Source organism: Streptomyces sp. NPDC058671 (assembly GCF_042716475.1).
Lineage (GTDB): Bacteria > Actinomycetota > Actinomycetes > Streptomycetales > Streptomycetaceae > Streptomyces.
This window is the reverse complement of the sequence record NZ_JBHXSA010000016.1, coordinates 155,219-180,213: the sequence shown is the minus strand read 5'-3', so window position 1 is coordinate 180,213 and position 24,995 is coordinate 155,219. Positions and strand designations below refer to the sequence as shown.

Genomic DNA, 24,995 nt, shown 5'->3' with positions numbered 1-24,995 from the left:
GTGTGCCTGGGAAGCGGCACGGTAGAGGGAGGGCGCGCGCGCCCGGCCCGCGCGCGCACCCGGTCCGCCGGACGGCTGCCGGAGGTCAGCCGAGCGGCAGCTCGAGGAAGGACGGCTCGGCGTCCGGGGAGCCGATCACGGTCTGCGTCCAGGTGACGGAGGCGTCGCCGTACAGCGGGTCCTTGCTGTCGACGACCAGCATCAGCCGGTGTCCGGACGGGATGTCGTACGCGGCCGCCTGGAGCTTCCAGGTGACAGTGGTGTCCTGATCTGGTGTCAGGCCGTACACGTTGAGCGGCTCGTGGGTGATGATCCGGGCCGTGTCGTCCTCGGCGACGTCCAGGAGGTGGGCGTAGAGGCTCGCGGAGGTGGCGGTGGAGCGGACCGTGAGGCGCAGCCGGGGAATGCCCCGGACGCGGCGGCCGGCCGTCCCCTCCCCGTCGGGCGAGGCGAGCGGGTCGGTCGTCCACGCGACCGCGTGCCGACGGTCGATCTTGCGGGTGTCGTAGATCTTGGGGTTGCCCGCCCACTCGGCCTGACCGGTCTTCATGAGGGCGTCCATGGCGGTGGCCTCGGTGTCGACACCCGCGAGGAACGCGCGCCGCCAACCGGTCTCCTCCGCCTCGGGCGCTCCCCCGCCGACGGGGAGGAGGCGGCCGTCCGAGCCGCCCGCGCCGTCGCCGGTGAGGCCGAACACCTCGGTGGCGCGGGTGACCTCGCTCCAGGCGGGGCTGGTCTCCCGGCGGGCGGGCGTGACGATCCGGTTCTCGCCGGTCGGTTCGCCGGTCCCCGGGTCCGTGACCGGTTCCGTCTCGTAGGTGAACATCACCTGGTTGCAGATCTGCGGCCAGTCCTCGACCCCGTTGCGTTCGCCCTTGAGGTGATGGTCGAGCCAGGCGTACGCCTCCTCCATGGGGAGGTTGACCTCGCCGGGTGTCGCGGGCGGGCCGATGAGGGCGGGGCCCTCGGGTGCGGCGTGGTCGCCGATCCACAGGTTGAGCCGCTTGGGCACGTCGAGGCCGTTGAAGGTCGTCAGGGTCTGGTTGACCGCGAAGAGGCTCTCGTGCCAGGTGTTCGAGAAGAAGGTGGGTGTGCCGTTGTCGTTGGTCAGGTGGAGATACGACTCGGGGGCGCGGCGCCGGCCCCACTCGACGACGGTGTCCAGGTTCCGGTCGGCCTGGAAGTCGGCGAGGATCCGCTGGTTCTCCTCGTCGAACTTGGACTCCACCGAGCCGCCCGTGAGGGCGAGGAGGGCCTTCACGGCCGCGAGGTGGCGGGTGTCGTGCTCGTAGAGGCTCGTCGCGAGGTTTCCCCAGGTGCTGAGGGCGACCACGGTGGCGACCCGGTCGTCGTGGGCGGCGACGAGCTGGCTGATGCCGGAGCCGTAGGACTCGCCCATGAACCCGATGCCGTTCGGGGCGAAGTGGTCGACGGCGAAGTCGATGACGGCGGAGCCGTCGGCCCAGTCGTGGGGGCCCGCGATGTCGATGCAGCCGGTGGAGGTGGACGGCAGGCCGGGGATGCCGAGGCCGCGGGGAGTGTAGGCGAGGACGTGGTAGCCCTTGTGTGCGAGGACGAGGTACGACCAGAGGAAAAGCGGCCAGCCGAAGGGGGTCCAGCCGGCCGGGACGACGACGAGCGGGTGCGGGCCGGGGCCGAGTTGCCGGAGGCTGAAGGCGGACAGCCGCACGCCCTCCGTGGACCCCTCGATGCGGTGGTACGCGGGCAGGGCCCGGCCGCGCACCTCCCGGACGAACGCGGCGAGCTCGGCGGGGAGCAGTGCCTCGGCGGTACCGGTGGTGCTGGAGGCGCCGGTGGTACCGCCGGTACTGCCGGTGCTGTCGGTGCTGTCGGTCGTTTCGCTCAGGAGGGCGTTGGCGAGGGTCTGGCCGAGCCGGACGGCGCCGGGGTCCACCGTCGCTTCGGCGGCCCAGAGCCCGCGTGCCGCGATGCGGCCGGCCTCGGCGGTGGTCAGCCCCGGCGTCACCTCGGGGAAGCCGGGAAAGCGTTCGGGCGAGCCGGGGGTGGTGGGGTTCTCCTGGGGCACGTGCACCCGTTCCTCTCGACTGGACTGGTGACTCTCCGTGATACGGACGATCACCAGCCTCACTTGTGCGAGGTCAAGGGACCAGAGCGCGCGACCAGCGCACGAGGCACCCGACCCGTCAGGAACGACACCATCCGCCCCGAAGTCGATGTTTGGTGACGACGGGGACGGGTCAGCGAGCCTCGGGGGGACAGACCACGAGCAGGGCGGCGACATCGTCGTCGAGGCCGCCGGCCCCGTAGTCGGTGAGGTCCTTGTGCAGGAGTTCCGGCAGCGCCCCGGCGGGTTCCGTCGCCCACCGGCGCATTCGCGGTTCGAGCGGGTAGAAGGTGCCGGCCCGGTCGCGGGTCTCGCTGACGCCGTCGGTGTAGAGGAGCAGGCGGTCCCCCGGGCCGAAGCGGACCTCCTCGATCCGGTGCTGGGAGTCGGCGAGGCCCGCGAGGTTGACGGGCAGCGAGGGATCCGGAAAGTCCACGGGCCGCACGTCGGCGCCGTGCTGGAGCAGCGGGGCGGGGTGGCCGCAGCTGAGGAGCCGCGCGGTGTCCTCACCGTCGGGGAGTTCGACGAGGACGACGGTGGCGAAGCGTTCGGCGGCGTCGGAGTCGGGATCCCAGGCTCCGTAGCGGGCGAGACCCTCGTCGAGCCGGTCGGCGAGGACGGCCAGGTCGGTGGCGTCGTTGACGGCGGCGCGGAAGGCGCCGAGCAGGACGGAAGCGGTCTCGACGGCTCCGAGGCCCTTGCCCTGGACGTCACCGAGCATGATCCGCACCGCGCCGGGGACCCGTACGGCCTCGTAGAAGTCGCCGCCGATCCTGGCCTTCGCGGCGGCCGCCACGTACAGCAGGTACAGGTCGAAGCGGCCGAGGCGGGCGGGGAGCGGACGCAGCACGACCCGCTGTACCAACTCCGCGACGGCGGTGACTTCCCGCAGGTCCTGTTCGTAGCGGGCGCGGACGTGGCTGACCCAGGCCGCTGCGGCGGTGACGGCCGCGAGCACGGTCTCGCTCGCGACGAGTTCGGGAGCGAGCGGTTCCCCCCGGGTGAGACTGAGCCCCATGCGGGCGCCCATCGCGAGCAGCCCGATCCCGATCGTCCCGCGCACGCTCCAGGTGACGGCGGCGAGCGCGGGCGCGGCGACGAGGAGGCGGTCGAACCGCTCCCGGTCGGGGGTGATCAGGTCGGCGAGGAGAGTCAGGGCCAGGACCAGGAACGGCAGCGCGCGACCGAGGTTGAACTGGGTGCGGGCCGCTGCGCCGGGACCGCCCCGGTGACCGTCGGGCATCTCATGATCGTACGCAGGATCGGCGCCCGGGCCGGGGGGGACGGGGGCCCCGGGCGTGTCCTCCGCCGGCCTGTGCCGGGCAGGGCGAGTGCGGCGGGGACGGCGAGAGCGGCGATCACGACGAGGGCGGGGACGGCGGCGCCCGCGGACGGGACGAATCCGCCGAGCGGGGCCCGGGCGAGCGCGAGGGTCGCGACGGCGACACCGAGAGCGGGTCCGACGTTCATCGCGGTCTGTTGGAGGCCGCCGGCGACTCCGGCATGGTCCTCGGGTGCCCGGTGCACGACGACCGACGTCGCCGTGACGAGCACGGTGACGAACCCGGCGCCGAGCAGGGCGGCGGACGTGCCCGTGGGCACCGCACCCGCCGTCGCGTCCAGCCGGGAGAGGGTCAGCACCCCGAGGGTGAGCAGGACGGCGCCCGCCGTCGCCGTACGCCGGGGGCCCAACCGGCGCTGGAGCGGCGCGCAGAGAGGCGCGCCGAGCACCATGAGCACGGCGAGCGGCAGGACGCGAAGTGCGCAGTCGAGGGGGTCGAGGCCCTGGACGTCCTGGAGGAAGTACGTCGCCACGAAGAGCGACCCGAAGAGGGCGGCCGAGGCCGCGAGGAGGACGACGAGGCCCGCGACGACGGGCCCGCTCCGGAGCAGCTCCGGCGGCAGGAGGGGGCGCGCGGCTCGGCGCTCGTGCCGGGCGAGAGCGACCGCGGCGGCGACGGCCCCGGCGCAGGCGAGCGCACCGGCCGGCGCACCTCCCGGCCGGGCCGCTGCGACAAGGCCGTGGACGACCAGCCCGAGCGCGGCGGTGAGCAGCAGCGCCCCGAGCGGGTCGAGCGCGGAAAGCCCGCCGGAGGCGGACCAGGGGGCGGGTGCGCTCTCCTGCGCATCGCGCTCACCCGGACCGTCACCCGGACGTTCAGCCTGACCCTCGACCTGACGGTCAGGGTCCCGTTCGCCCGTGGCGAGGGCGAGCAGTCCGATCGCGAGGGTCGGGGGTACGCCGAGGAGGAAGACGGAGCGCCAGCCGTACGCGGAGACCAGCGCGCCGCCGACGAGCGGTCCGGCCGCGGCGGCGAGCCCGATCGCGGCTGTGCGCAGGGCGATCGGGGTCCCGAGCCGCTCCGGAGGAAACGCGGTCCGGAGCATGCCGAGGGTGGCGGGCTGGAGGAGCGCCCCGCACACCCCCTGGAGTACGCGGAGCACGATCACCGCTCCGATGCCGGGGGCCAGTGCGATGGCGGTGGAGACGGCGGCGAAGCCGATCGCGCCGATCGCGAAGACCCGTCGGTGGCCGTAGCGGTCGCCGAGCCGGCCCGCGAGGACCAGGAGGCTCGCCACCGCGATCAGGTAGCCGGTGCTGGTCCATTGCACCTGGTCCAGGCCGGCGCCCAGATCACGCTGGAGGGCGGGCTGGGCAACGGTGAGGACGGTGCCGTCGAGGGCGACGACGGCCGCGCCGACGACGCTGCACGCGAGGACGGGCCCACGGCGGGCGGTCAACGGGGAGGCCTTTGCGGGACCGCGGCCGGCGGTCACGCCGGGCTGCACGAGATCACGCCGGGCGGTCACGGGCCGGGCTCCACGGGACCGCGGCGGGCGGTCAACGGTGCGGCCTCCACGAGACCCCGGCGGGCGGTCACGCCGGGCTTCCCAAGACCACCAAGAACGGTCACCGGCCGGGCTCCACGAGACCGCGGCGGGGCTGCCCGAGACCACCAAGGGGTGGTCATCGGCCGGGCTCCGCTGGGCCGAGGTGGGCGTCGAGGGCGGCGGCGAGAAGCGGGGCGGGGTCGCCGCCGGCGGTCGCGAGCCGGAGGCTTCCCCAGTGCCGGAGCTGGGCGATGCCGTGGAGATTGGCCCAGAGCGCGGCCGCGACGACGACCGGGTCCGCGTCAGGGCGGACACGGGTGACGAGACCGGTGAGGTGGGCGAAGAGCGGCAGGCTCGTCTCGCGCAGACCCAGTCTGCCGCTCTCCAGGAGGTCGTGCCGGAACATCAGCTCGTACATGCCGCGCCGGGTCTCGGCGTAGTCGAGGTACACACGGGCGAGGAGCGCGATCCGTTCGCGCGGTACGGCGGCCGCCCGGTCCTCGGCGGCGATGCGGGCGGCAAGTTCGGCGAAGCCCCGGCGGGCGATGGCCGAGAGGAGGTCGAGATGGGTGGGGAAGTGACGTCGGGGCGCTCCGTGGGAGACACCGGCGCGGCGGGCGATCCCGCGCAGGGAGAGAGCCTGGGCACCCTCGGCGTCGACGAGCTCGACGCCGACCGTGACGAGTCGGGCCCGCAGACCTCCGCCGTGACCGTCACCTTCACGGTCACCGGCGGCGTCCTGCCCGCCGCGGTCGACGTCCCGATCGCCCTCGCGATCGGCGCCACGGCGGGCGTCCTGGCTGTCACGGCCGTCACGCCGCTCTGTTTCCTTGCCCATGGACACTGTCTATCAAGACTGCGTAGACACTGTCTACTCACTCACGCGTCCCCGTCGGTTACACTGGGGAACAGCGAAGGGGAGTAGCCCTGCGAACCGGTCGTCGACACACTGGAACCCTCGGGTTCCCGGTGACCGGGTCCATGTTCGACGTGGACGGGCGAGACCTTCGGCCAGGCATCAACCGCGTCCGCGCTTCCGTGGGCGTGGTCCGTCATGCCGGGCCGAGTGGTCCTCCCGTCGCCCACCCAGGCGCCGCGTGCGGGCCCTACGGCCCGGACCGAGCAGAGAGCCCCGGTATGCACCTCGACCCCTTGGCGATCCTCACCGCCTTCGGGCTGATCTTCCTCGCCGAGCTTCCCGACAAGACGATGTTCGCGTCCCTCGCCATGGGCACGCGCATGCGTCCGCTGTACGTGTGGATCGGCACCTCCACCGCCTTCCTCGCCCATGTCGCCATCGCCGTGGGAGCGGGCAGCCTGCTCGGGCTGCTTCCCGGCTGGTCCGTGAAGCTGGTCTCGGCCCTGCTGTTCGGCTTCGGCGCGTTCATGCTGCTGCGCGGCGGGGGCGACGACGAGGAGGACGACACGGGCGGGCGGACGGTGACCGGCTTCTGGCCCGTCTTCTCGACCGCCTTCATGGCCGTCTTCATCAGCGAGTGGGGTGACCTCACCCAGATCACGACCGCCAACCTGGCCGCCACCAACGGCACCTGGTCGACGGCGATCGGATCCCTCGCCGCCCTGATGAGCGTCTCCGCGCTCGCCCTGGTCGCGGGCCGGTTCATCGCCAAGCGCGTACCGCTCAAGACCGTGCAGCGCATCGGCGGTGTCTGCATGGCAGGCCTCGCCGTCTGGTCGCTGACGGAGGTCTTCACCGGCTGACGCCGACCGGCCGAACCCGCGCCCCGCGCACGCCCCCGCCCTCTCCGGCGGGGGCGTGCGCCGTTCCGGGAGAGTCAGGGGCGTCCGGCGCCTTGATGAAGCAATGAATCGCTGCTTCACTTCTTCCATGCCCTACCGCCGTACCCCCGCCGTCCAGGCCCGGCTCGACGCCCAGCGTGCAACCGTCGTCGACGCGGCCCGCGAACTGCTCGCCGAGCAGGGCTACGCGGGCTGCACGGTGGCCGCCGTCGCCGCCCGCGCCGGAATCGCCACGGGCAGCGTGTACCGCCACTTCCCCAGCAAGGCCGAGCTCTCCGTGGAACTGTTCCGGACCGTGGTGGGCCGGGAGGTCGCTGCCGTCTCCGAGGCGGCCGGGCACCCCGGCCACCGTTCGGCCGCCGAGCGCGTGGTCGCCGTCATCGAGACCTTCGCCCAGCGCGCCCTGAAGTCACCGCGACTGGCGTACGCGCTGCTCGCCGAGCCGGTCGACCCGGCCGTGGACGCCGAGCGGCTCGTCTTCCGGCGCGCGTTCCGGGACGTGTTCGCCGCGCGCGTCGAGGAGGGCGTGCGCTCCGGCGAGCTGCCGCCGCAGGACCCCGCCCTGACGGCGTCCGCCCTCGTGGGGGCGGGTGCGGAGGCGCTCGTCGGCCCGCTGGCGGAGGGGTCCGTCGGACCCGGCACCGTACCCGCACTCGTCACCTTCACCCTGCGAGCACTGGGAGTTCCCGATGCCGACCACGCATGAGGTCACCAACCAGGTACCGCCCCTGACGGGCTACGACGTGTCCGCCGACCCCGCGCTCCTGGAGTCGCTGCGCCGGGAGGGCGCGGGATGGGCCGAGGCCGAGGTCCGCGAGCTGGGGGTGCTGGCGGGCGGTGAACAGGCCCAGGAGTGGGGACGGCTCGCCGAGCGCCACTCCCCCGTCCTGCACACCCACAACCGGTACGGGCACCGGATCGACGAGGTCGAGTTCCACCCGTACTGGCACGAGCTGATGGACGTGGCCGTACGGCACGGCCTGCACGGCGCTCCCTGGCGCGACGAGCGGCCCGGCACGCACGTGGCCCGTGCGGCGAAGGTGTTCGTGTGGGGGCAGGCCGACGCGGGCCATCTGTGCCCGGTCTCCATGACGTACGCGGCGGTGCCGGCGCTGCGGGTCCAGCCGGAGCTGGCCGAGGTGTACGAGCCGCTGCTCACGTCCCCGTCGTACGACTTCGGGCTGCGGGTGCCGACGGAGAAGCGCGGGATCATCGCCGGGATGTCGATGACGGAGAAGCAGGGCGGGTCGGACGTCCGGGCGAACACGACCCGGGCCGTCCCGGCGGGCGAGCCCGGTCTGTACGCGCTGACCGGCCACAAGTGGTTCACGTCGGCGCCGATGTCGGACGTCTTCCTCACCCTGGCACAGGCGCCCGGTGGACTGTCCTGCTTCCTGGTGCCCCGGGTGCTGCCGGACGGCAGCCGCAACGCGATCCGCCTCCAGCGCCTCAAGGACAAGCTGGGCAACCGGTCCAACGCCTCGTCCGAGATCGAGTACGAGGGTGCCGTCGGCCGGCTCGTGGGCGAGGAGGGGCGCGGGGTGGCCACCATCATCCGGATGGTCAACATGACGCGGCTCGACTGCGCCGTCAGCTCGGCGTCCGGGATGCGTCTGGGGCTCGTACAGGCGGTGCACCACGCCACGCGCCGGGAGGCGTTCGGGACGCGGCTCGTCGACCAGCCGCTGATGCGGAACGTCCTGGCCGACCTGGCGGTGGAGGCGGAGGCGGCCACGGTCGCGGCGCTGCGCCTGGCCGGCGCGGTGGACCGGGCGGCGCGCGGCGACGCGGAGGAGGAGCAGATGCGGCGGCTCGGTCTCGCGGTCACCAAGTACTGGGTGTGCAAGCGGGCGCCCGCCCACGCGGCGGAGGCCCTCGAATGCCTGGGCGGCAACGGCTATGTGGAGGACTCGGGCCTTCCGAGGCTCTACCGCGAGGCGCCGCTGCCGTCGATCTGGGAGGGTTCGGGGAACGTCGCCGCCCTTGACGTGCTGCGGGCGATGGCCCGTCAGCCCCAGGCGGTGGAGGCGTACTTCGCCGAGGTCGACCGGGGCGCGGGCGCCGACCGACGCCTGGACGCGGCGGTCGCGGCCCTGCGCAAGGACCTGGCGGGGCTCGGCGACCCGGACGCGGTGGCCTACGGGGCCCGGCGGCTCGTCGAGCGGCTCGCCCTGGTGCTCCAGGGCTCGTTGCTCGTACGCCACGGGCATCCGGCGGTGGCGGACGCGTTCTGCGCCTCCCGGCTCGACGGCGACAGGGGCCTCGCCTTCGGCACATTGCCGACCGGCGTGGACACGGCGGCGATCATCGCGCGGAGCGGCCCGGACGCGGGCTAGGGTCTCTGTTCGGATCAGACCGGGTCAGGTGTCTCGGGGTGCCCGGTCCCGCTGCGTACGCGCAGCTCGTGGCCGGGCTGCGGGGTCTCCTCGCCGCCACCGCGCGCTGCGGGTCACGGCGCTGCCAGGGGTCCGCTTCGGGTCGTCGCGGGGTCCTGGCGGTTCGTGGCGCACGGCTGGTCGGCCGGGCGGCCAGCCGCGGGGGTGTCCGTCGCCGCCGGGAGCCTCGGGGTGGTGTGCTCGGCCCGGTCGGCGGACCCGGGTTGCGTACCGGACGTCACAGGAGAGGGTGGGGGTATCCGCCCGCGCACCCCGCAGGGAGAGTCATGAAGCTGGACCTCACCGCACTCGCCGACGAACATCTCGCCGCGGCCCGCACCGCGCCGCACGGGCGCAGCGCGCATCTGCTCATGCATGACGGGGTGCTTCGGCAGACCGTCATCGCCCTCACGTCGGGCACGTCCCTCGACGAGCACAACGCGCCGCCCGCCGCGAGCCTCCAGGTGCTGCGGGGCCGGGTCAACCTGACGGCGGCCGGGTGGGCGGAGGAGCTGACGGCGGGCGAGCTGCGGATGATCCCCAAGGAGCGGCACGGGCTCACCGCCCTGGAGGACGCGGTGGTCCTCCTGACGGCGGTGAACGACTGACGGGGGGCGCAGGATCCGCGGTGACGACGGAGCCACGGTGGCGAAGGGCTGACCACGGCTGACGGCCCACCGCGGCGACCTGCGACCCGGTGCGCGCGGCCTCGGCTGCCAGGTGAGGGGCAGCCATACCCGGTGGCCCGGATTGTGGCGTCCTCGCCCATGGAGTACGGCTCCGGACCACCCGTAGCCTGCCGGCCGACCCTCCGTCAGGAACGAGCCAGCCGGGAGATCACATGCGTTCATTCCGTTCCCGCGGTCCCGACCGTCCCGCCCGTCCCGCCCGTCCCATCCGCCTCCGTCGGCCACGCCGGCTCGCGGCCCTGCTGTTGTGTGCCGCCGCCGTCCTGTTCCCCACCGCGGTCCCCGCCGGGGCCGCCGCTCCCCCGCCCGTGCCCGGCACGCTCACGGCGTACGACATAGGTTCCGTCCTCAGTGCCGGCGTGTCGTCCGGCGGCTACATGGCCACGCAGCTGCACGTGGCGTACTCGGGTACGTTCGAGGGTTCGGCGGTGTTCGCGTCGGGGCCCTACGACTGCGCCCGCGGGCAGCTCGCCACGGCGCTCAACGCCTGCATGGACACCACACAGAACCTTCAGCTCGCCGCCCTGGAGCAGACCACCCGCGACCGTTCGGCCCAAGGCCAGGTCGACCCGGTGGGGAATCTGGCCGGTGACCCGGTGTACGTCTTCAGTGGCTCGGGCGACTCCACGGTGAAACGGCCCGTGGTGGACGCGCTCGCCGACTATTACGGTCGTTTCGGCGCCCGCGTGCGCTACGACCGCTCGACGGCGGCGGGGCACGCCTGGATCACCCCGCTCGGGCCCAACTCCTGCACGGTGACGCAGAGTCCGTATCTCAACAACTGCGGGATCGACGCGGAGGGGGCGCTCCTCGGTCACCTCCTCGGCTCGGTCGCCGCGCCCGGGTCGGGCACGGGCGGCTCGCTGATCCGCTTCGACCAGAACACGTACGCGCCGGGCGGTTCGGCCGCCGCGATCTCGATGGGCGGGGAGGGTTTCGCGTACGTGCCGGTGTCCTGCGCCGAGGGGGCGCGCTGCCGGCTGCTCGTGGCGCTGCACGGCTGCAAGCAGGGGTACGCGTACCAGGGGTTCGGCACCCGGTTCGTCGAGGGCGCGTACCTCAACGAGTACGCCGACACCAACGACCTGATCGTGCTGTACCCGCAGGCGGCACCCACCGCGACCCTGGAGAACCCGAACGGCTGCTGGAACTGGTGGGGCTACCTCGGTGACACGGCCTACGCGCGGCATGGCGGGAAGCAGATCGAGGCGGTCATGGGCATGGTGCGGGCCCTGCGCGGCACGGGAACGCCGCCGCCCGCGTCAGGTCGGGCTGTCCTGTCCAGCACGGACGCCGAGGACGGATACGTGAAGGCGGCGGCGGACGGCTCGGGGGCGGCGATCGGCACCCTGGAGGACGTGTCCGGTCTCGCGCTCGGCCGGGGTACGGACGGCAGGGTGAACCGATCGCTCGTCTCCTTCGACACCTCGCGGATCCCGGCCGGCAAGGAGGTCACCCGGGCGTGGCTGACCGTCACACGGTCCGGAGGCTCCGGTGATCCCTGGGCCTCTCCCGCGGGCAACCGGCTCCAGGTCGACCTGCGCACGGGTTGCTTCGGCGGATGCGCGGTGGAGCCGGCGGACTGGTCCGCGGCGGCGTCGGTGGCGGATGCGGCGCGGATCGGGGCGTTCACCTCCGGGAGCGCGGTGTCGACGGATCTGTCGGCGGCGGCGCTCGCGGCGCTGAACCGGGGCGGGGTCACGCAGTTCCGGCTCGGGTTCGCATCGGCGCCGGCCGGGACGGCGTACCTGTTCGTGAACCGGGACACGCCGGTGACCCTGACGGTCGAGTACCGGTAGACCGGGGGTGGGTGCGGCCGGCCGGCTCGCTCAGCGGGACGGCCTCTCCCATTCGAGGGTGACCCGCAGACTCGCGTTCGCGCTGCCCTGCACGACCAGTGCGGTGAGTTTGCCCGCGTCGAGACCGAGCTGGCAGCCGAACTCGACGGTCGCGCGGTCCGGCGCCGCCCGGTGGAGGGCGTCCCCGATCTGCCCGGCGAAGGAGGAGAGGGCCTCGGTGACCGCGGAGAGGTCGGGCAGGCCGCCGCCGAACCCTTCGAGTTCCGAGTCGGGGCCGAGGCGCCGTGCCTCCACGAAGAGGGTCGCGTCGCCGACGTCGACCTGCGTGATGTCCGTCATCGAAGCTCCCTGCGGTCGGTGGGGGCGGTCGGTCCGTCGGAGACGACCAGGGCGGAGGGCGGTCGGCGGCGCGGCTTCCGCCGACGGGACGACGGCTCCCGTACGAGGGGTCCCGGGGCCCTCGCCGTCAGCGGGGCGGTTCCGGAAGCTCCTCGCCCGTTTCCAGCAGGGACTTGAGACTGGAGATGAGCGCGGGCCAGCCCTCGCCGATCAGGTCCTGCATCAGCCCGTCGGCCTCCAGCTCAGCGTGGGTGACCGTGAGCTTGACGGTGTCGCCGGAGGGTTCGATCGCGAACGTCACCTGGGACCGGCGCTCCCGGGCGAGACGCTCGTACACGTCCTGTCCGAGGTGCACCGCCTCCGCCCAGGCCGGGGTGAAGGTGTGCCAGGTGTACGAGAGGAGGCGGCCGGGCTCGGCCGCGAGGACGACCTGTTCGGGGTCGGCCGTGCTGCGGCCGCCCTCGTGCCAGACCATGGGCGCGCCGGGGGTCCATTCCGTCTCGAAGGCCACGCCCCAGTACCGACGGGTGAGGTCCGGGTCGGTGAGCGCCTTCCAGAGCTCTTCGGGAGTGGTCCGCATGTAGCTGGTGTAGACGAACGTGCCGCTGTCCATCGCGCTGCCCCTCGGGTCTGCCGTCCCCTCTGTCCAGCCTAGGCAGGGGCCAGGTGGACGTGCCAGCGAAGAGCCCCCGTACGGCAGGGGCCCAGCGGGTTGAATAGGTGCGGAAGAAACTATTCGCCCTGCTGCTAGCGTGGCCGGATGTCGCTCAAGCACGCCGTCCTCGCGGCCCTCCTGGAGGGCGAGGCATCCGGGTACGACCTGGCCAAGATCTTCGACGTGTCCGTGGCCAACTTCTGGGCCGCGACCCCGCAGCAGCTCTACCGCGAGCTGGACCGGCTCGCGGAGGCGGGACTGATCACGGCGCGTGTGGTGGAGCAGGAGCGGCGCCCCAACAAGCGGATGTTCAGCCTGACGGAACCGGGGGTGCGGGATCTGACCGCGTACACGGCGACGCCGCCGCGCCCCAGTGCCGTCCGCGACGAGCTGATGGTCCAGGTGCAGGCCTGCGACGAGGGGGACACGACGGCCGTCCGGGGGTTCGTGGCCCAGCGGATGGAAGCCTCGCGGGCGAAGCTTGCGCGTTACGACCGGCTGCGCGAGTGGATGCTGGCCGGCCGGGACGAGGAGCGGTACCTGGAAGAGGCCGAGCGGATCGGCCCGTACCTCACCCTGATGCGCGGCAGGTTCTTCGAGGAGGAGAACCTGCGCTGGGGTGAGCAGGTCCTGGCCGTGCTCGACCGGCGCGCGGCCGCGCGGAACAGCCGGCCGGAGGGGGCGCGCCAGGGGTGACGCGCCTACGGACGGGGGCCCGGCCGCGGGTGGTCGGGGGGTGACGGCGGAGCTACTGTGCGGTAACGTCACCGGCCGCGAGCACCGGAGGCGCCGGCGGCTCACTGGGACGGATCGGGAACGGGCCTGATATGAACGTCGGCGACCTCGTCGAGGACTTCACCCTTCCGGACGAGACGGGCGCCCCGCGCTCCCTGACCGGGCTGCTGGCCGAAGGGCCGGTCGTCCTCTTCTTCTACCCGGCGGCGATGACCCCGGGCTGCACCGCCGAGGCCTGCCACTTCCGTGACCTGGCGGCCGAGTTCCGGGCCGTCGGGGCCCAGCCCGTGGGGATAAGTTCCGACGGGGTGGAGCGACAGCAGGAGTTCGCCGAGCGGCACTCCCTCGGATACCCCCTGCTGTCCGACTCGGACGGCGCCGTGCGGGCACGGTTCGGTGTGAAGCGCGGCTTCTCGCTGGCGCCGACGAAGCGGGTCACGTTCGTGATCGGCCAGGACCGACGGGTGCGCGAGGTCGTGCGCAGCGAGCTGCGGATGAGCGCACACGCGGACCGCGCCCTCGCAGCCCTGCGCGACTCCTGACGGGGAGCTACCCGGCCCGGCCGCGCGTGCGCGACGCCCGGCCGAGCCGTCCCCGTGGTCGGTGCGGTGGGGTGGGTCAGCAGCCCATCGACCAGATGTGGGAATCACCGCGGTCGTTGGCCGCGCCGCTGTAGCCGACCTCCTGTCCCGGGGCGAGACAGATGGTCATGCTTCCGCCCTGCCAGGCGCTCTCGTAGACCTTGACGTGGTCCTTGATGCCGGGTCCTGAGATGCCGTGGTTGGCCCAGGAGGAGTCGGTGTCGGAGATCCAGCTCTCCCACCAGCCGTCGTCTCCGCTCCAGTTGGCGCGCTGGCCGCCGAAGTCGGCGTTCTGCCAGACGCAGAACTCGCCGCTGGGGCATTCGGCGGCGCCCGCGGAGGTGGCAAGGGCGAGGCCGGCGGCGGCGGCGAACAGCGCCGCGGCGGCGGTGGTGACGAGAATTCGCTTCACGAGAGGGTGGGGCCTTTCTGCGGGTGGGTCGGCGCGGGCAGATCGGCTGCCCGCCGCAGCGCGCGGTCGCGCAACTGCTTGTACGTGGTGAGCTCCTCGCGGCGCAGGGTGCGCACCGCGGCCAGCTCGGCGGGCTCCAGCCGCGCGCGGACCTCGTCGAGTCCGCTCTCGCGGGCGCAGCGGGTGGCGACGGCCGGGTCGGGGCGCTCGGGGCGGGGCCGGTCGGGCGGGGTCACGCACCGGGTCCAGCGGGCGAGCGCCGCACGGTGGTCGGGGTCGGCGCTCATCCTGGCCTGGGCTTCGACGCGGAGGTTGTCGACGATGACCTGGGCCCGGAACCAGCGGCGCTGGTCGCCGTAGAGCCGGTGCCGGGCGGTGGCGAGGCAGCCGTCCTGGTGGGCGGTCACCGTGGCGCCCGTGGCGAGGGTGACGGAGAGTTCCGGGGGGCCGGCGCCGAAGAGCGCCGCCCGGAAGGTCCGGTCCGCGTCGGGGGCTCGGGGCAGGGAGGTGAGGGACAGTCCCTGGTCCTCCAGGCAGTCGGCGACGAGCCGCTGTTCGGCGGCCTTGAGGAGCGCGTCCTGCGATGCCGTACCGGAAGGGATTCCGGGGGGACCCGCGGGCGCTTCGGCGCCGACGGTCGTGCAGGCGGAGAGCAGAAGCGCGGCCGATGCTGTCAGGAGCGCGCGGCGGGCGCGCGAGGTGGTGCCGAGCACGGTGGTTCCCCCTTGGATCGTCCCTGGTCGGAGGGGCCGGCGAGGGGCGTCTCGGCGGCTCGGGACGATCACTTCCCGGCAGTGCGGCCACCATGCCGGGCCTCACTCGAACGGGTCGAACGCGCCGGGGTGCGCGCCCCTCGGGCGCCGTCGATGTGCCGCGCGGGAGAGGCGGGAACGGCCAAGCCGTGCGGGACCGGCGAAGCCCCGGTTGGACGGGGGATTCCAACCGGGGCCTCTGGCCGTGACGCGAAGGGCGGTCACCTCGAGGGGGGGACCTTGGGGACCGGGCCCCTTCGCCGTCACATACGTATGAACGATAAACCTTTCCCCGATGTTCCGTGCGTTCCCGAGTGGGGCATGTGAGGCATCTCACCCGTTTTGGGTGGCTTGTCAGTCCTTCTCGGGGCGGTAGACGGCGCCCGGCTCGGCCCTGCCGGGGGCGAGGAGCTCCGGCACCGTCACGAAGGTGAAGCCTCGCCGCTTCAGCTCGTCGATGATCGACGGAACGGCCGGGACCGTGCCGTCGTATATGTCGTGGAGCAGGATGATTCCGTCGCCGTGCGCCTGTTCGAGGACGCGCCGGCGTATGAGCGCCGAGTCGGTGGTGGAGTAGTCCTTTGCGGTGATGCTCCAGAGAACCTGGGCGAGCCCGAGTTCCTTGCTGACGTCGGACACCGTGCCGTCCGTGCGACCCTGCGGCGGACGCATGAGGGTGGGCTTGCGGCCGGTGATCTTCTCGACGGCGTCCTGGGTGCGGGACAGCTCGTCGCGCACCTCCGCCTCGTCGAGGTCGGTCAGGATGCGATGGGTCCAGGTGTGGTTGGCGACCTCATGGCCCTCGTCGGCGATGCGCTTGACCACCTGGGGGTAGCGGTCGACGTGCTTGCGGCCGAGGAGGAAGAAGGTCGCGGGAACCTGCTTCTCCTTGAGGATGTCGAGGAGCCGGGGGGTGTCCTTGCCCGGTCCGGCGTCGAAGGTCAGCGCGATGCACTTGACCTCGGCACAGTCGACGCGGCGGGCCGTGGACCCGGCCTTGTCGTCGCCTCCGCCGTCCCCCCGGGCGTCCTGCGGGGTGACGGTGTCGACTCCGCAGCCCGCGAGCGTCAGCATCAGCGACGCGGCGGCGAGCAGGACGGTGGCCGTCCCCCGACGTCGACCCGGCCTGGATCGGAACATGGTGGAACCCGCTTTCCCCTCGGTGTCTTCGATACGGCCGGAAACCGCCTGGTCAGGGCGTGACACTCGGCCGACGGAGCACTCTACACACGGTGTATACCGGAGAGGTCGGCGGGGTCCTTCGAGGCAGCGGGCACAGACGGACCCCGGACGGCGCCCGTCCGCTCCGTCCGGGGAGTTCGCGCCTTCCGCTCAGCGGGAGGCGAGCAGCAGTCGGGCCTCGGTCTCCTGGTCACCGGAGACGGACTGCAGGGACTGGATGTCGAAGCCGGCGGCGAGCACCTTCTCGACCTCGTCGACGGCGTGGTAGCCACCGGTGAGCGTGACCCCGACCAGGGAGGTCAGCGGGGTGGGGCGCACCTCCTGATGCCGTCCCTTGGCCGTGTCGAAGGTGGCCGTCCAGACGGTGGGGCTCGGTCCGGTGGCCGCCTGCGGACCGGGCGCCGTCATGTCCTCGAGCTCGTAGACGCCGTCGAGGACGCCGAACACGGTCCGGGCGTCCTCCCGGCCGCAGTCGTTCAGCTGCACGGTGACGTCGGTGTCGATGTGCAAGTCGTACACGTCGCTCATCTCCTCGCGGCCCGCCGGGCGCTCGCGGCACCCGCGCTCGTCGTACCGGCGCTCGTCGTGCCAGGACTCCAGCATCCCTCTCGGGACGGAGTCGCGCGAGGTCCGACCGGCCTGTCAGTGCCGGCCGACGACCTCCTCGACCGTGTCGGCCTCCGAGGCCGGCTTGTCGGGTCGGTGGCGCAAGACGCGGGCGAAGCGGAGGGTGACCCCGGCCGGGTAGCGGGTCGAGTTCTGGAGCCCGTCGTAGGCGATCTCCACGACTAGTTCGGGCCGCACCCGTACGGTGAACCCGTCGTCCTCCACGGCGAGCGCACCGAGCCGTTCGGTCTGCCAGCGGAGCATCTCGTCGGTGAGCCCCTTGAAGGTCTTGCCGAGCATGACGAAGCCACCGTCGGCCGCGCGGGCGCCGAGATGGAGGTTGGAGAGGAGCCCGGTCCTGCGTCCGTGGCCGCGCTCGGCGGCGAGGACGACGAGGTCGAGGGTGTGGACGGGTTTCACCTTGAGCCAGGTGCGGCCTCTGCGACCGGCCACGTACCGCGCGTCCCATGCCTTGACCAGAGCGCCTTCGTGGCCTCGCGCCAGTGTGTCGGCGAAGAACCGCTCGGCCTCCGCCACCTGCGCGGGGTCGGCCGGGTCGGTGACGAGCACGCGGCGGACCCGCTGCGACTCGGGCAGCAGCCCGGCGAGGACCTCGTGCCGCTCGCGGCCCGAGCGGTCGATCAACCCCGTCCCGTCGACCGCGAGAACGTCGAAGAAGACCGGGGTGAGGGGCAGGAGGGCCTGCGCGCCGGCCACGTCGGTGCGTGACCCGACCCTGGCCGCGATGGACTGGAAGGACACGGGGCGTCCGGTGCCGGGGTCGAGGGCGATCACCTCGCCGTCCAGGATGAACCCGTCGGCGGGCACGGCACGGGCGGCCGCGACCACTTCGGGGAGCCGGTCGGTGATGTCGTCGAGCGAACGGGTGTGGACCCGGACCTCGTCCCCGCGCCGGTGGACCTGGATCCGGATGCCGTCGAGCTTCTCCTCCACGACACAGGCCCCGAGGGCGGCGATCGCCTCCGTCACGGATGCGGCGGTGTGCGCCAGCATGGGCTGCACGGGGTTGCCGACCCGCAGGGTGAACCGGTCGAGGGCGGCGACCCCCTCGGCCAGCACCGCCTGGGCGACCGGGGGCAGCGCGCCTTCGAGCATCACGGCGCGCCGCAGTTCGACGGCGGGCACCGCGGCGGCCAGGGCGACGCCCTCCAGGGCGATGGCGTCGAGGGCCCCCTGGCGCACCTCCCCGGTGAGCAGCCTCAGCAGGAGCTGTTGTTCGTCGTGGGTGGCGGCGGCGAACAAGGCGTGGACGAGCCGGGTCCGCTCCGCTCGTGCGCCGGCTCCGGAGACCGCCGCCAGTTCCGACATCACGTCGTCGACCTGTCCGAGCGTGAGGCCCGGCCTCTCGACGGGTGGGACGGCGGGAGGGACCACGCCCTTGAGGACGCTCCATCCGACGCCGATCCGCCCTTGGGGGAGCCGGCCGGACAGATACGCGATGACGAGGGGGCTCTCCTCCGGCGCCGCCTCCGCGAACAGCTCGGCCAGCAGACCGATCTTGCGCGAACGCGCGGAGGCGGCGGTGACCTCCCGGGACACCTCGGCGACACGGGCGAGCAGCATGGCCCCATCCTCCCCCACGACTTGCGGCCCCCGCACACCGACACCACCGCGCCACCGCGCCTCGTGCCCGCACCCGCACCCGCACCCGCACCCGCACCCGCACCGATCCGGATGACCACTCCTGATACGCAGGCGTCAAGGCCAGGACACCGGGCGCCTCCGTCGCCCGGCCCGCCCGGCGTCCGGCCTCCTGCGGCGGAGGCGGTCGAGAAACCTGATGCGGGCCGGACGACCCGGCGGCCGATCCGCAGCCACCGCACGCGGGAGCGGAACCGAGGGCGGGAGCTGCAGCGGTGCCGGAGGTGTAGGTGCCGGAGGTGCCGGTGCCGGAGGTGTAGGTGCCGGAAGAGCCGTCGATGCCCGCTGCGATGCCGGTGTCGGCGGCCGCGTCGATGCCGGTGCCGGTGTCGGGACCGGTGGCTGCGGTACGAGGGCCCGGCCCGCGGGTCCCACCCCCGGCGCCCCACCCCGCACGAAGGTGCCTGCCTCGCCGGGATACGGGGCCGATCGCTCGGCTCTCGCCTCGTCCAACGCCATCGCCAGGCTCATCCGCTGCCAGAGGATCTCGTCCGGGTCGTCGGCCCGGACGAGCCGCTCGGCGATCTCACGTGCCGCCGTCGCCCCCGGCATCCCCGGCGGCGGGGGCGGGCGCAGCCGGTCGAGGTGGGCGCGCTCGTAGGGGTCGTCCACGACCTCGGCCACCTGGACCGGGTCCAGCATCGAGGCGATGGCCGCCGCCCTCGCCCAGGGATCGTCCGTCGTGCGGAGCAGCACGGAGAGCCGCCTCGCCCGCCAGTTCCTGGGCCGCAGGTCCTCGTGCGCGGCGAGGCGTTCACGAAGGTCGAGGGGCAGCCGTCCCGTGAGCAGCGCCGGGCAGGCGAGGCCGAATTCGGCGACCTCCTCCGCGACGTACGTCCACACCACGGTCCGGTACCGGTTCAGCGAGAACCGTACCGGGCTGACGTGCCCCGTCCTGGCCAGTCTGCCGAACCGGTCCGGGGTGATCTCCAGGAGTGCGGCCGCCTCCCGCGTGCCGACCGCGCGCACCCGATCCCGCAGGCCGTCCGGAAAGTCCGGCGCCGCCCTGAGCCGGTCGAGTTCGCCCCGCTCGATCCGCCGCCGTCCTCCGCCGCCCTCCGCGGTCGGCACGGTCCTCACGAGACCCAGCTGGACCGCGAGCCGGAACTCGTCGCGCCCCAGCTCCAGTTCCTGTGCGGCCCGCGCCGGTGTCACCGCGCGCGCCCTCTCGTCCACCGTCATCCCGTCGCCCTCCCCGTACGTCCGTCCCTGTCTTCTCGGGCCGCGGATCCTTCCACGCCCCACAGGAAGGTAACGCAGAGTGACGACTCTCGCACGGTCTGTGGATAACCCCCTGTGGAAACAAGCCGGGAGAAACGCGACGACCCAGGGCTCAAGCGTCACTCAGGGCGTCAGAGCACCCCGCCGCCCGGCAGGCCCGGCTGCCGGGCCGCCACGCCGAGGTGTTCGCCGACGCGGTTGACCAGGAGCGTCATCTCGTACGCCACCTGGCCGACATCCGCCTCCGCCGCGCTCAGGACGCACAGGCAGCTGCCCTCCCCCGCCGCCGTCACGAAGAGCAACGCCTCGTCGAACTCCACCATCGTCTGCCGCGCCCGGCCCGCCCGGAAGTGCCGACCCGAGCCCCGGGCCAGGCTGTGCAGGCCGGACGAGACGGCTGCCAGGTGCTCGGCGTCCTCACGGGCGAGTCCGCTGCTCGCGCCCGTGACCAGTCCGTCGTTCGACAGCACCAGCGCGTGCCGTATGGATCCGACCCGCTGGGTCAGGTCGTCGAGCAGCCAGTCAAGTTCCTTGTCCAGCGCCATCAGTGGTCCTCCCCCTAGGTGGTGCGTCCTCCGTCGGCCGGTGTTCCGTGGTCCTGCGGTCCCGTGCCGGCGTGGTCCGCCGTGTCGCCGTGTCCACGCAAGCCTTACGCACTGTCGTGAACAGGGCAAGCACTCCACCGCACCCGCGCGTTCCGCCCCGCCTCGCCTCAGCCGGCGGTGTCGAGGAGCCGGGCGGTGTGCATCCGCCCGGCGTACTCGACGAGACGGATGAGCACCTCCTTCCCGGAGTCGCGGTCGCGCGCGTCGCACAGCACGACGGGCGTGCCGCGGTCCAGGTCGAGGGCGCGGCAGACGTCCGCCGCGCCGTACGTACGCGCGCCCGTGAAGCAGTTGACGGCGACCACGAAGGGGATCTTGCGGTGCTCGAAGTAGTCGACCGCGGGGAAGCAGTCCTCCAGGCGTCGCGTGTCGGCGAGGACGACCGCTCCCAGAGCCCCCTGGGACAGCTCGTCCCACAGGAACCAGAACCGGTCCTGGCCCGGTGTCCCGAAGAGGTAGAGGGAGAGCCCGGAGCGGATCGTGATGCGGCCGAAGTCCATGGCGACGGTCGTGGTGGTCTTCTGGTCGACTCCGCCGGTGTCGTCGACGGACTCCCCGGCGCGGCTGAGCCGTTCCTCGGTGCGCAGGGGCCGGATCTCGCTGACCGCTCCGACGAGGGTGGTCTTGCCGACGCCGAAGCCACCGGCGATCAGGATCTTCAGGGCGAGGGCGGTGGTGTCCGCGCCGTCGTCCGTGCCGGTGCTCTCAGAGCGCTCGTAGGCCATCGATTACTTCCCTCAGGATTCTTTCGTCGGGGAGCTGCGCGGGCGGTACGGGTCGGCTGACGCGTACGAAGCCCGATTCGAGGAGGTCACCGAGGAGGACCCGGACGACGCCGACGGGCAGGTCGGCGTCGGCGGAGAGTTCGGCCACCGACTGGGTCTCGGCCCGGCACAGGGCGAGCAGGGACCGGTGCTCGGGACCGAGGAGCGACTCCTCGGCCGGTCCGGGCGGCTCGTCGTCGACGACGACGAGGGCGATGAGGTCGAACCGCACGTTGCTCGGTCCCGGCTTGGTGCGTCCGCCGGTCATCGCGTAGGGGCGTACGAGCGGTCCGGCCTCGGCGTCGTACCACTGACTGCCCGGCGCGGGCGGGCCGCCGCCGGTGCTGTCCTCGTTCATGATCGAACTCCGGGTCAGCCGACGACGGGCGGGGTCACCGTGAGCCGCGGCGGGGTGTGGAGATGCTCACCGACGCGTTTGACGAGGCGGGCCATCTCGTAGGCGATGAGGCCGATGTCGGCGCTCGCGGAGCTGAGGACGGTGAGACAGGAGCCGTCGCCCGCGGCGGCGACGAAGAGGAAGCCGTCGTCCATCTCCACCATGGTCTGCCGGACGCCACCGGTGTGGAACTGGCGTCCGGCACCCTTCGCGAGGCTGTGGAAGCCGGAGGCGATGGCCGCCAGGTGCTCGGCGTCCTCACGACTGAGTCCGCTGGAGGCGCCCACGGCGAGTCCGTCGTTGGAGAGCACCACGGTATGGCGGACCTCCCGGACCCGCATGACGAGGTCGTCGAGGAGCCAGTCGAGCTCGCCGGACCGGTGGTGGGAGATCCTCTCGTGGTCGATCATGCGTGGTCTCCTTCGGTACGGGGGGCTTCGGGGGGTGTCGTGCCATGGCGGAGGTCGTGGCCGGTTCCCTTGCCGAACTCCGCGCGGGGGTCCGTACGGGGTCGGGTGGCGGGGCCCGCGGCGGGGTCGCCGTCGACGCCGGTGCCGAGCGGGCGCCTGCTGCCGGGGGCGGCGCCGCCGCCGCGCTGCCAGCCGTCCCGGTAGGCCGTCATCCGGTCCCGTACCCGCTCCGGGGTGCGGGTGTCCGCGTCGGGCACGGACGGTACGAAGGCCGGTGCGGGCGCGGGGGGCTCGCGCAGCTGCGGGACGAGGCTCGCCTGCCGTACGCGACGGGGAAGTTCGGCCTCGGGTTCGCCGTGCCCGGGAGGGGGGCCGGGCGGCTGGTCCCGTGTCGGCTGCGGTACGGAGGGCCCGCGGCGGCGCAGCTCGGTGACCCCGGCGGGCGGATGCCCGGACTCCGGCGGCGCCGCGAGTGCGGGGACGGCGGTCGGGCGTGGGAACGGCTGCGGTCCCGGTCGTGCGGACGGCGGGGTCTGGGGCTCGCCCGGAGGACGGGGGCCGCCCGTCTCCCGGGGCGGGTTCACGGGCCTGGCGCCGACGGGCGGCCGCGGGGCGGTCCGACCGGGTCCCGGGACGGGCCCTCGGTCGGCGGCACTCGCGATCGGAGGGTCGGCGGGCATGGGCGGGTCTGCCTGTCCCGGAGGGCGGCTCATCGGGGGACGGGTGGCCTGGGCGCGGGCCATCTGGGGGCGGCCGAAGCGGCGCGCCTCGGCGCGGTGCTCCTCCTCGCGCTCGCGTGCGGCACGCGACTCGTCCGTACGCCGGTCGGCGCCGGGCAGGTCGGCGGTGCCGTGTTCGGGGGCGCCGCGCGTCCCCGCGACGGCGGTCGTGCGGTCGTCGACGCGCGGGGCTCCCTCGTCGGCGGTGGGCGTACGGGCATCGCGCGCGTGCGGGAGGCCGGCAGGGGCCGGACCGGGCGCGTGGCCGGCCATCGGGTTGCCCCGGCCCGGTGGCAGCGCGCCCTGGAGCAGGTCCGTCGGGAGGAGCACGACAGCGGTCGTGCCACCGTACGGGGAGGTCCGCAGCTGGACCTTGATGTCATGGCGGGAGGAGAGCCGGCTGACCACGAAGAGACCGAGCCGGTCGCTGTCGAAGAGGTCGAGGGCCTCGGACTGGGCGATGCGGGCGTTGGCCTCGGAGAGGGTCTCCTTTCCCATGCCGAGTCCCCGGTCCTCGATCTCCAGGGCGTATCCGTTGCCGACGGGTTCCCCGCTGACGCGCACCTTGGTGTGGGGCGGGGAGAACTGGGCCGCGTTCTCGATGAGTTCGGCCAGGAGGTGGGTGAGGTCGGCGACGGCGCCGCCGACGACGGCCGTCTCGGGGAGTCGGCGCACCTCCACGCGCGCGTAGTCCTCGATTTCGGAGACGGCGGCGCGGACGACGTTGGTGAGCGGGACGGGCATGCGCCAGGCACGGCCCGGTGCGGCCCCCGAGAGGATGATGAGGCTCTCGGCGTGGCGCCGCATCCGGGTGGTGAGGTGGTCGAGCCGGAAGAGGTCGCCGAGTTCGTCGGGGTCGTCGGCCCGTCGCTCCATGCTGTCCAGGAGGTTGAGCTGGCGGTGGACGAGGACCTGGCTGCGCCGGGCGAGGTTGACGAAGACGCCTGAGATGCCGCTGGCGAGTTCGGCGCGTTCGACGGCGGCGGAGAGGGCGGCGCGGTGGACGGTCGTGAGGGCTTCGCCGACCTGGCCGATCTCGTCCTGGGAGACGGGTCCGGGTGGTGTCTCCGCCCGGACGTCGATCTCCTCTCCGGCGCGCAGCCGGCGCATGGCGGCGGGAAGTTTGCCGCGTGCGATGCCGAGGGCGGTGTTGCGGAGGCTGACGAGTTCGACGACGAGCCCGCGACCGATCCGCACCGAGATGACGAGGGAGGCGGCGACGGCCGCGAGGCCGAGGCCGACCGCCGCGCCGCCCGCGCTGAGGGCACCGCCCGCGAAGGGGTCGGCCCGGTCGGCCTCCGCGGCGCGCGCGTCGGTCTCGATCGCCGTGAGTGCGCTCCGTACGGCGGCGAGGGTGTCGTCCCAGTCAGCGGATGTGACCGTCTGAGCGGCCTGACGGCCGGGGGCCGCGGTCCGGATCCGGTCCTCCGCCCGGGTGAGCCGGGTGTGGTCCCCGCTCGCGGTGAGCCGGGTCCACGCGGCACGTGCGGAGACGGACAGGTCCGCGGTGGCCGAGGCGGTGAGGGTGCGTCGGGTCTCCACTGCGCCGGAGAAGGCGCGGAGCCGGTCCTCCGTGAAGCGGCCGCCCAGGTGGGCGGAGGTGAGGAGGGCGTCCTCGCGGGACAGCATCTCGCCGGCCCGGCCGAATTCCAGGAGTACGCGCGCGTCGGACCCCTGCTGGGTGTCCTGGATGCCGGTGAGGGCGCCGCCGACGGCGAAGGCGGCGGAGACGGCTGCCGTGTACTCCTCGTACACCTGGTCCCAGTCGGCCCGCCCGTCGGTGGCGGCGGTACGGAGCCGGGCGAGGCCCTCGACCTTGCCGACGAACGTGCCCACCCGGTCGCCGACGTCGCCGGGCAGGTCCCCGGTGTCGCCGACGGTGTGCGTGTCGTCCAGACGGAGCCGGTCGACGGCCTCGTCCGTGCGGCGTATCCGGTCCCTGAGTTCGGTGGCCCTGCCGGCGCCGGGGGCGGCGACCTGCCGTACGGCGGCACGGCGTTCGGCCTGGAGGGCGCTGAGGGCGGCCGTCACCGGCTCACGGATCTCCGCGTCGACGCGTTGGAGCTGGCGGAGCCGGGCGACGTCCTGGGCGGTGGTGACGGTGGCGAATCCCCACAGGGCCAGGAGCGAGACGACCGGGACCATGAGCAGCGAGACGATCTTGGCGCGGACGGTGCGGGGCCGTAGGCCGCGACGCTCGGGGCGGAGCCGGCGCGGGGCGGGGGCGGGAGGGGGCGGGGGTACGTCGGCGGCGGTCGTGTGTCCGGTGGCGGTGAAGGCCTGGGGAGCGGGCTGTCGCGGCTCGTCGGCGGGCGGCCCGGCGTGTGCGCGCCGCCCGCGCGCGGCCCCCGTCGGCGGCGCCGTCGCCTCGGCGTCCTTGGTCTTGCGGGGAGTTCGCATGGCCTCCTCGTTC

General features: G+C 73.5%; 24 protein-coding genes. 7 read left to right on the top strand and 17 right to left on the bottom strand.

Going from position 1 to position 24,995, the window contains the following annotated elements; all coding sequences use genetic code 11:
* Positions 1-85 precede the first annotated feature (85 nt).
* From ACFWV2_RS21250 to ACFWV2_RS21235, 4 genes are all read right to left on the bottom strand, one after another.
* Positions 86-2,047, bottom strand: coding sequence for a CocE/NonD family hydrolase (locus ACFWV2_RS21250; RefSeq protein ID WP_384406554.1), 1,962 nt, complete (start codon positions 2,045-2,047; stop codon positions 86-88).
* Positions 2,048-2,219: 172 nt separating this feature from the next.
* Positions 2,220-3,329, bottom strand: a complete 1,110-nt coding sequence (locus ACFWV2_RS21245; RefSeq protein WP_384406552.1) for a PP2C family protein-serine/threonine phosphatase — start codon at positions 3,327-3,329, stop codon at positions 2,220-2,222.
* Positions 3,239-4,828: an MFS transporter gene (locus tag ACFWV2_RS21240; protein WP_384406588.1), complete on the bottom strand. Its 1,590-nt coding sequence runs from the start codon at positions 4,826-4,828 to the stop codon at positions 3,239-3,241. The genes ACFWV2_RS21245 and ACFWV2_RS21240 overlap by 91 nt, the downstream gene beginning before the upstream one ends.
* Before the next feature lie 226 nt (positions 4,829-5,054).
* Positions 5,055-5,756: a TetR/AcrR family transcriptional regulator gene (locus ACFWV2_RS21235; protein ID WP_384406550.1), complete on the bottom strand. Its 702-nt coding sequence runs from the start codon at positions 5,754-5,756 to the stop codon at positions 5,055-5,057.
* A gap of 299 nt (positions 5,757-6,055) precedes the next feature.
* Between ACFWV2_RS21235 and ACFWV2_RS21230 the strand changes: the two genes are divergently transcribed.
* The 5 genes from ACFWV2_RS21230 to ACFWV2_RS21210 all read left to right on the top strand — a co-directional run bounded on the left by ACFWV2_RS21230 (position 6,056) and on the right by ACFWV2_RS21210 (position 11,542).
* Entirely contained in the window at positions 6,056-6,640 is a 585-nt protein-coding gene (locus tag ACFWV2_RS21230) for a TMEM165/GDT1 family protein (protein WP_384406549.1), read from the top strand.
* A 127-nt stretch (positions 6,641-6,767) separates the two neighbouring features.
* On the top strand, positions 6,768-7,385 hold the full coding sequence (locus ACFWV2_RS21225; protein ID WP_384406547.1) for a TetR/AcrR family transcriptional regulator: 618 nt from the start codon (positions 6,768-6,770) through the stop codon (positions 7,383-7,385).
* Positions 7,369-9,015 (top strand): acyl-CoA dehydrogenase family protein, encoded by a 1,647-nt coding sequence (locus ACFWV2_RS21220; protein WP_384406545.1) that lies wholly within the window; start codon positions 7,369-7,371, stop codon positions 9,013-9,015. Before ACFWV2_RS21225 ends, ACFWV2_RS21220 begins: the two co-directional genes overlap by 17 nt.
* Positions 9,016-9,341: 326 nt before the next feature.
* Complete coding sequence (locus ACFWV2_RS21215; RefSeq protein WP_384406543.1) at positions 9,342-9,662, top strand: cupin; 321 nt, start codon at positions 9,342-9,344, stop codon at positions 9,660-9,662.
* A gap of 233 nt (positions 9,663-9,895) precedes the next feature.
* Entirely contained in the window at positions 9,896-11,542 is a 1,647-nt protein-coding gene (locus ACFWV2_RS21210; RefSeq protein ID WP_384406541.1) for a PHB depolymerase family esterase, read from the top strand.
* Between the two features lie 30 nt (positions 11,543-11,572).
* Here ACFWV2_RS21210 and ACFWV2_RS21205 read toward each other — a convergent pair whose 3' ends face one another.
* Entirely contained in the window at positions 11,573-11,881 is a 309-nt protein-coding gene (locus ACFWV2_RS21205) for a CU044_2847 family protein (protein ID WP_384406539.1), read from the bottom strand.
* Positions 11,882-12,008: 127 nt separating this feature from the next.
* Entirely contained in the window at positions 12,009-12,494 is a 486-nt protein-coding gene (locus ACFWV2_RS21200) for an SRPBCC family protein (protein ID WP_384406537.1), read from the bottom strand.
* Positions 12,495-12,641: 147 nt separating this feature from the next.
* Here ACFWV2_RS21200 and ACFWV2_RS21195 point away from each other — a divergent pair, with 147 nt between their 5' ends.
* Together ACFWV2_RS21195 and ACFWV2_RS21190 are read left to right on the top strand one after the other, a co-directional pair.
* Positions 12,642-13,232, top strand: coding sequence for a PadR family transcriptional regulator (locus ACFWV2_RS21195; RefSeq protein ID WP_384406535.1), 591 nt, complete (start codon positions 12,642-12,644; stop codon positions 13,230-13,232).
* A 131-nt stretch (positions 13,233-13,363) separates the two neighbouring features.
* Positions 13,364-13,813, top strand: coding sequence for a peroxiredoxin (locus ACFWV2_RS21190; RefSeq protein WP_384406533.1), 450 nt, complete (start codon positions 13,364-13,366; stop codon positions 13,811-13,813).
* Positions 13,814-13,889: 76 nt separating this feature from the next.
* Here the strand turns inward: ACFWV2_RS21190 and ACFWV2_RS21185 are convergent, their stop codons facing one another.
* The 11 genes from ACFWV2_RS21185 to ACFWV2_RS21135 all read right to left on the bottom strand — a co-directional run bounded on the left by ACFWV2_RS21185 (position 13,890) and on the right by ACFWV2_RS21135 (position 24,982).
* Positions 13,890-14,264 carry a peptidase inhibitor family I36 protein gene (locus ACFWV2_RS21185; protein ID WP_384406531.1) on the bottom strand — a complete coding sequence of 125 codons (375 nt, stop codon included), beginning with the start codon at positions 14,262-14,264 and terminating at the stop codon, positions 13,890-13,892.
* Positions 14,261-14,977: a hypothetical protein gene (locus ACFWV2_RS21180; protein ID WP_384406530.1), complete on the bottom strand. Its 717-nt coding sequence runs from the start codon at positions 14,975-14,977 to the stop codon at positions 14,261-14,263. The genes ACFWV2_RS21185 and ACFWV2_RS21180 overlap by 4 nt, the downstream gene beginning before the upstream one ends.
* A 393-nt stretch (positions 14,978-15,370) precedes the next feature.
* The gene (locus tag ACFWV2_RS21175) at positions 15,371-16,156 is read right to left on the bottom strand and encodes a polysaccharide deacetylase family protein (RefSeq protein ID WP_384406528.1); all 786 of its coding nucleotides are present in this window, start codon (positions 16,154-16,156) and stop codon (positions 15,371-15,373) included.
* Positions 16,157-16,348: 192 nt separating this feature from the next.
* Positions 16,349-16,801, bottom strand: coding sequence for a hypothetical protein (locus ACFWV2_RS21170; protein ID WP_384406526.1), 453 nt, complete (start codon positions 16,799-16,801; stop codon positions 16,349-16,351).
* A 39-nt stretch (positions 16,802-16,840) separates the two neighbouring features.
* The gene (locus ACFWV2_RS21165) at positions 16,841-18,388 is read right to left on the bottom strand and encodes an ATP-dependent DNA ligase (protein WP_384406524.1); all 1,548 of its coding nucleotides are present in this window, start codon (positions 18,386-18,388) and stop codon (positions 16,841-16,843) included.
* Positions 18,389-18,523: 135 nt separating this feature from the next.
* Positions 18,524-19,648, bottom strand: coding sequence for a DUF6397 family protein (locus tag ACFWV2_RS21160; RefSeq protein ID WP_384406522.1), 1,125 nt, complete (start codon positions 19,646-19,648; stop codon positions 18,524-18,526).
* A 170-nt stretch (positions 19,649-19,818) separates the two neighbouring features.
* Positions 19,819-20,232: a roadblock/LC7 domain-containing protein gene (locus ACFWV2_RS21155; protein ID WP_384406521.1), complete on the bottom strand. Its 414-nt coding sequence runs from the start codon at positions 20,230-20,232 to the stop codon at positions 19,819-19,821.
* Positions 20,233-20,399: 167 nt separating this feature from the next.
* On the bottom strand, positions 20,400-21,017 hold the full coding sequence (locus ACFWV2_RS21150) for an ATP/GTP-binding protein (protein ID WP_384406520.1): 618 nt from the start codon (positions 21,015-21,017) through the stop codon (positions 20,400-20,402).
* Positions 20,998-21,414, bottom strand: coding sequence for a DUF742 domain-containing protein (locus ACFWV2_RS21145; protein WP_384406519.1), 417 nt, complete (start codon positions 21,412-21,414; stop codon positions 20,998-21,000). Before ACFWV2_RS21145 ends, ACFWV2_RS21150 begins: the two co-directional genes overlap by 20 nt.
* A gap of 14 nt (positions 21,415-21,428) precedes the next feature.
* Entirely contained in the window at positions 21,429-21,863 is a 435-nt protein-coding gene (locus ACFWV2_RS21140) for a roadblock/LC7 domain-containing protein (protein ID WP_384406518.1), read from the bottom strand.
* Positions 21,860-24,982 carry a nitrate- and nitrite sensing domain-containing protein gene (locus ACFWV2_RS21135; RefSeq protein ID WP_384406517.1) on the bottom strand — a complete coding sequence of 1,041 codons (3,123 nt, stop codon included), beginning with the start codon at positions 24,980-24,982 and terminating at the stop codon, positions 21,860-21,862. The genes ACFWV2_RS21140 and ACFWV2_RS21135 overlap by 4 nt, the downstream gene beginning before the upstream one ends.
* Between the last annotated feature and the right edge of the window lie 13 nt (positions 24,983-24,995).

Excerpts from the sequence above, each read along its gene's own strand:
- ACFWV2_RS21245 (WP_384406552.1), bottom strand. The coding sequence starts at position 3,329 with ATGCCCGACGGTCACCGGGGCGGTCCCGGCGCAGCGGCCCGCACCCAG.
- ACFWV2_RS21235 (WP_384406550.1), bottom strand. The coding sequence starts at position 5,756 with ATGGGCAAGGAAACAGAGCGGCGTGACGGCCGTGACAGCCAGGACGCC.
- ACFWV2_RS21230 (WP_384406549.1), top strand. The coding sequence starts at position 6,056 with ATGCACCTCGACCCCTTGGCGATCCTCACCGCCTTCGGGCTGATCTTC.
- ACFWV2_RS21225 (WP_384406547.1), top strand. The coding sequence starts at position 6,768 with ATGCCCTACCGCCGTACCCCCGCCGTCCAGGCCCGGCTCGACGCCCAG.
- ACFWV2_RS21220 (WP_384406545.1), top strand. The coding sequence starts at position 7,369 with ATGCCGACCACGCATGAGGTCACCAACCAGGTACCGCCCCTGACGGGC.
- ACFWV2_RS21215 (WP_384406543.1), top strand. The coding sequence starts at position 9,342 with ATGAAGCTGGACCTCACCGCACTCGCCGACGAACATCTCGCCGCGGCC.
- ACFWV2_RS21210 (WP_384406541.1), top strand. The coding sequence starts at position 9,896 with ATGCGTTCATTCCGTTCCCGCGGTCCCGACCGTCCCGCCCGTCCCGCC.
- ACFWV2_RS21205 (WP_384406539.1), bottom strand. The coding sequence starts at position 11,881 with ATGACGGACATCACGCAGGTCGACGTCGGCGACGCGACCCTCTTCGTG.
- ACFWV2_RS21200 (WP_384406537.1), bottom strand. The coding sequence starts at position 12,494 with ATGGACAGCGGCACGTTCGTCTACACCAGCTACATGCGGACCACTCCC.
- ACFWV2_RS21195 (WP_384406535.1), top strand. The coding sequence starts at position 12,642 with ATGTCGCTCAAGCACGCCGTCCTCGCGGCCCTCCTGGAGGGCGAGGCA.
- ACFWV2_RS21190 (WP_384406533.1), top strand. The coding sequence starts at position 13,364 with ATGAACGTCGGCGACCTCGTCGAGGACTTCACCCTTCCGGACGAGACG.
- ACFWV2_RS21175 (WP_384406528.1), bottom strand. The coding sequence starts at position 16,156 with ATGTTCCGATCCAGGCCGGGTCGACGTCGGGGGACGGCCACCGTCCTG.
- ACFWV2_RS21170 (WP_384406526.1), bottom strand. The coding sequence starts at position 16,801 with ATGCTGGAGTCCTGGCACGACGAGCGCCGGTACGACGAGCGCGGGTGC.
- ACFWV2_RS21165 (WP_384406524.1), bottom strand. The coding sequence starts at position 18,388 with ATGCTGCTCGCCCGTGTCGCCGAGGTGTCCCGGGAGGTCACCGCCGCC.
- ACFWV2_RS21160 (WP_384406522.1), bottom strand. The coding sequence starts at position 19,648 with ATGACGGTGGACGAGAGGGCGCGCGCGGTGACACCGGCGCGGGCCGCA.
- ACFWV2_RS21155 (WP_384406521.1), bottom strand. The coding sequence starts at position 20,232 with ATGGCGCTGGACAAGGAACTTGACTGGCTGCTCGACGACCTGACCCAG.
- ACFWV2_RS21150 (WP_384406520.1), bottom strand. The coding sequence starts at position 21,017 with ATGGCCTACGAGCGCTCTGAGAGCACCGGCACGGACGACGGCGCGGAC.
- ACFWV2_RS21145 (WP_384406519.1), bottom strand. The coding sequence starts at position 21,414 with ATGAACGAGGACAGCACCGGCGGCGGCCCGCCCGCGCCGGGCAGTCAG.
- ACFWV2_RS21140 (WP_384406518.1), bottom strand. The coding sequence starts at position 21,863 with ATGATCGACCACGAGAGGATCTCCCACCACCGGTCCGGCGAGCTCGAC.
- ACFWV2_RS21135 (WP_384406517.1), bottom strand. The coding sequence starts at position 24,982 with ATGCGAACTCCCCGCAAGACCAAGGACGCCGAGGCGACGGCGCCGCCG.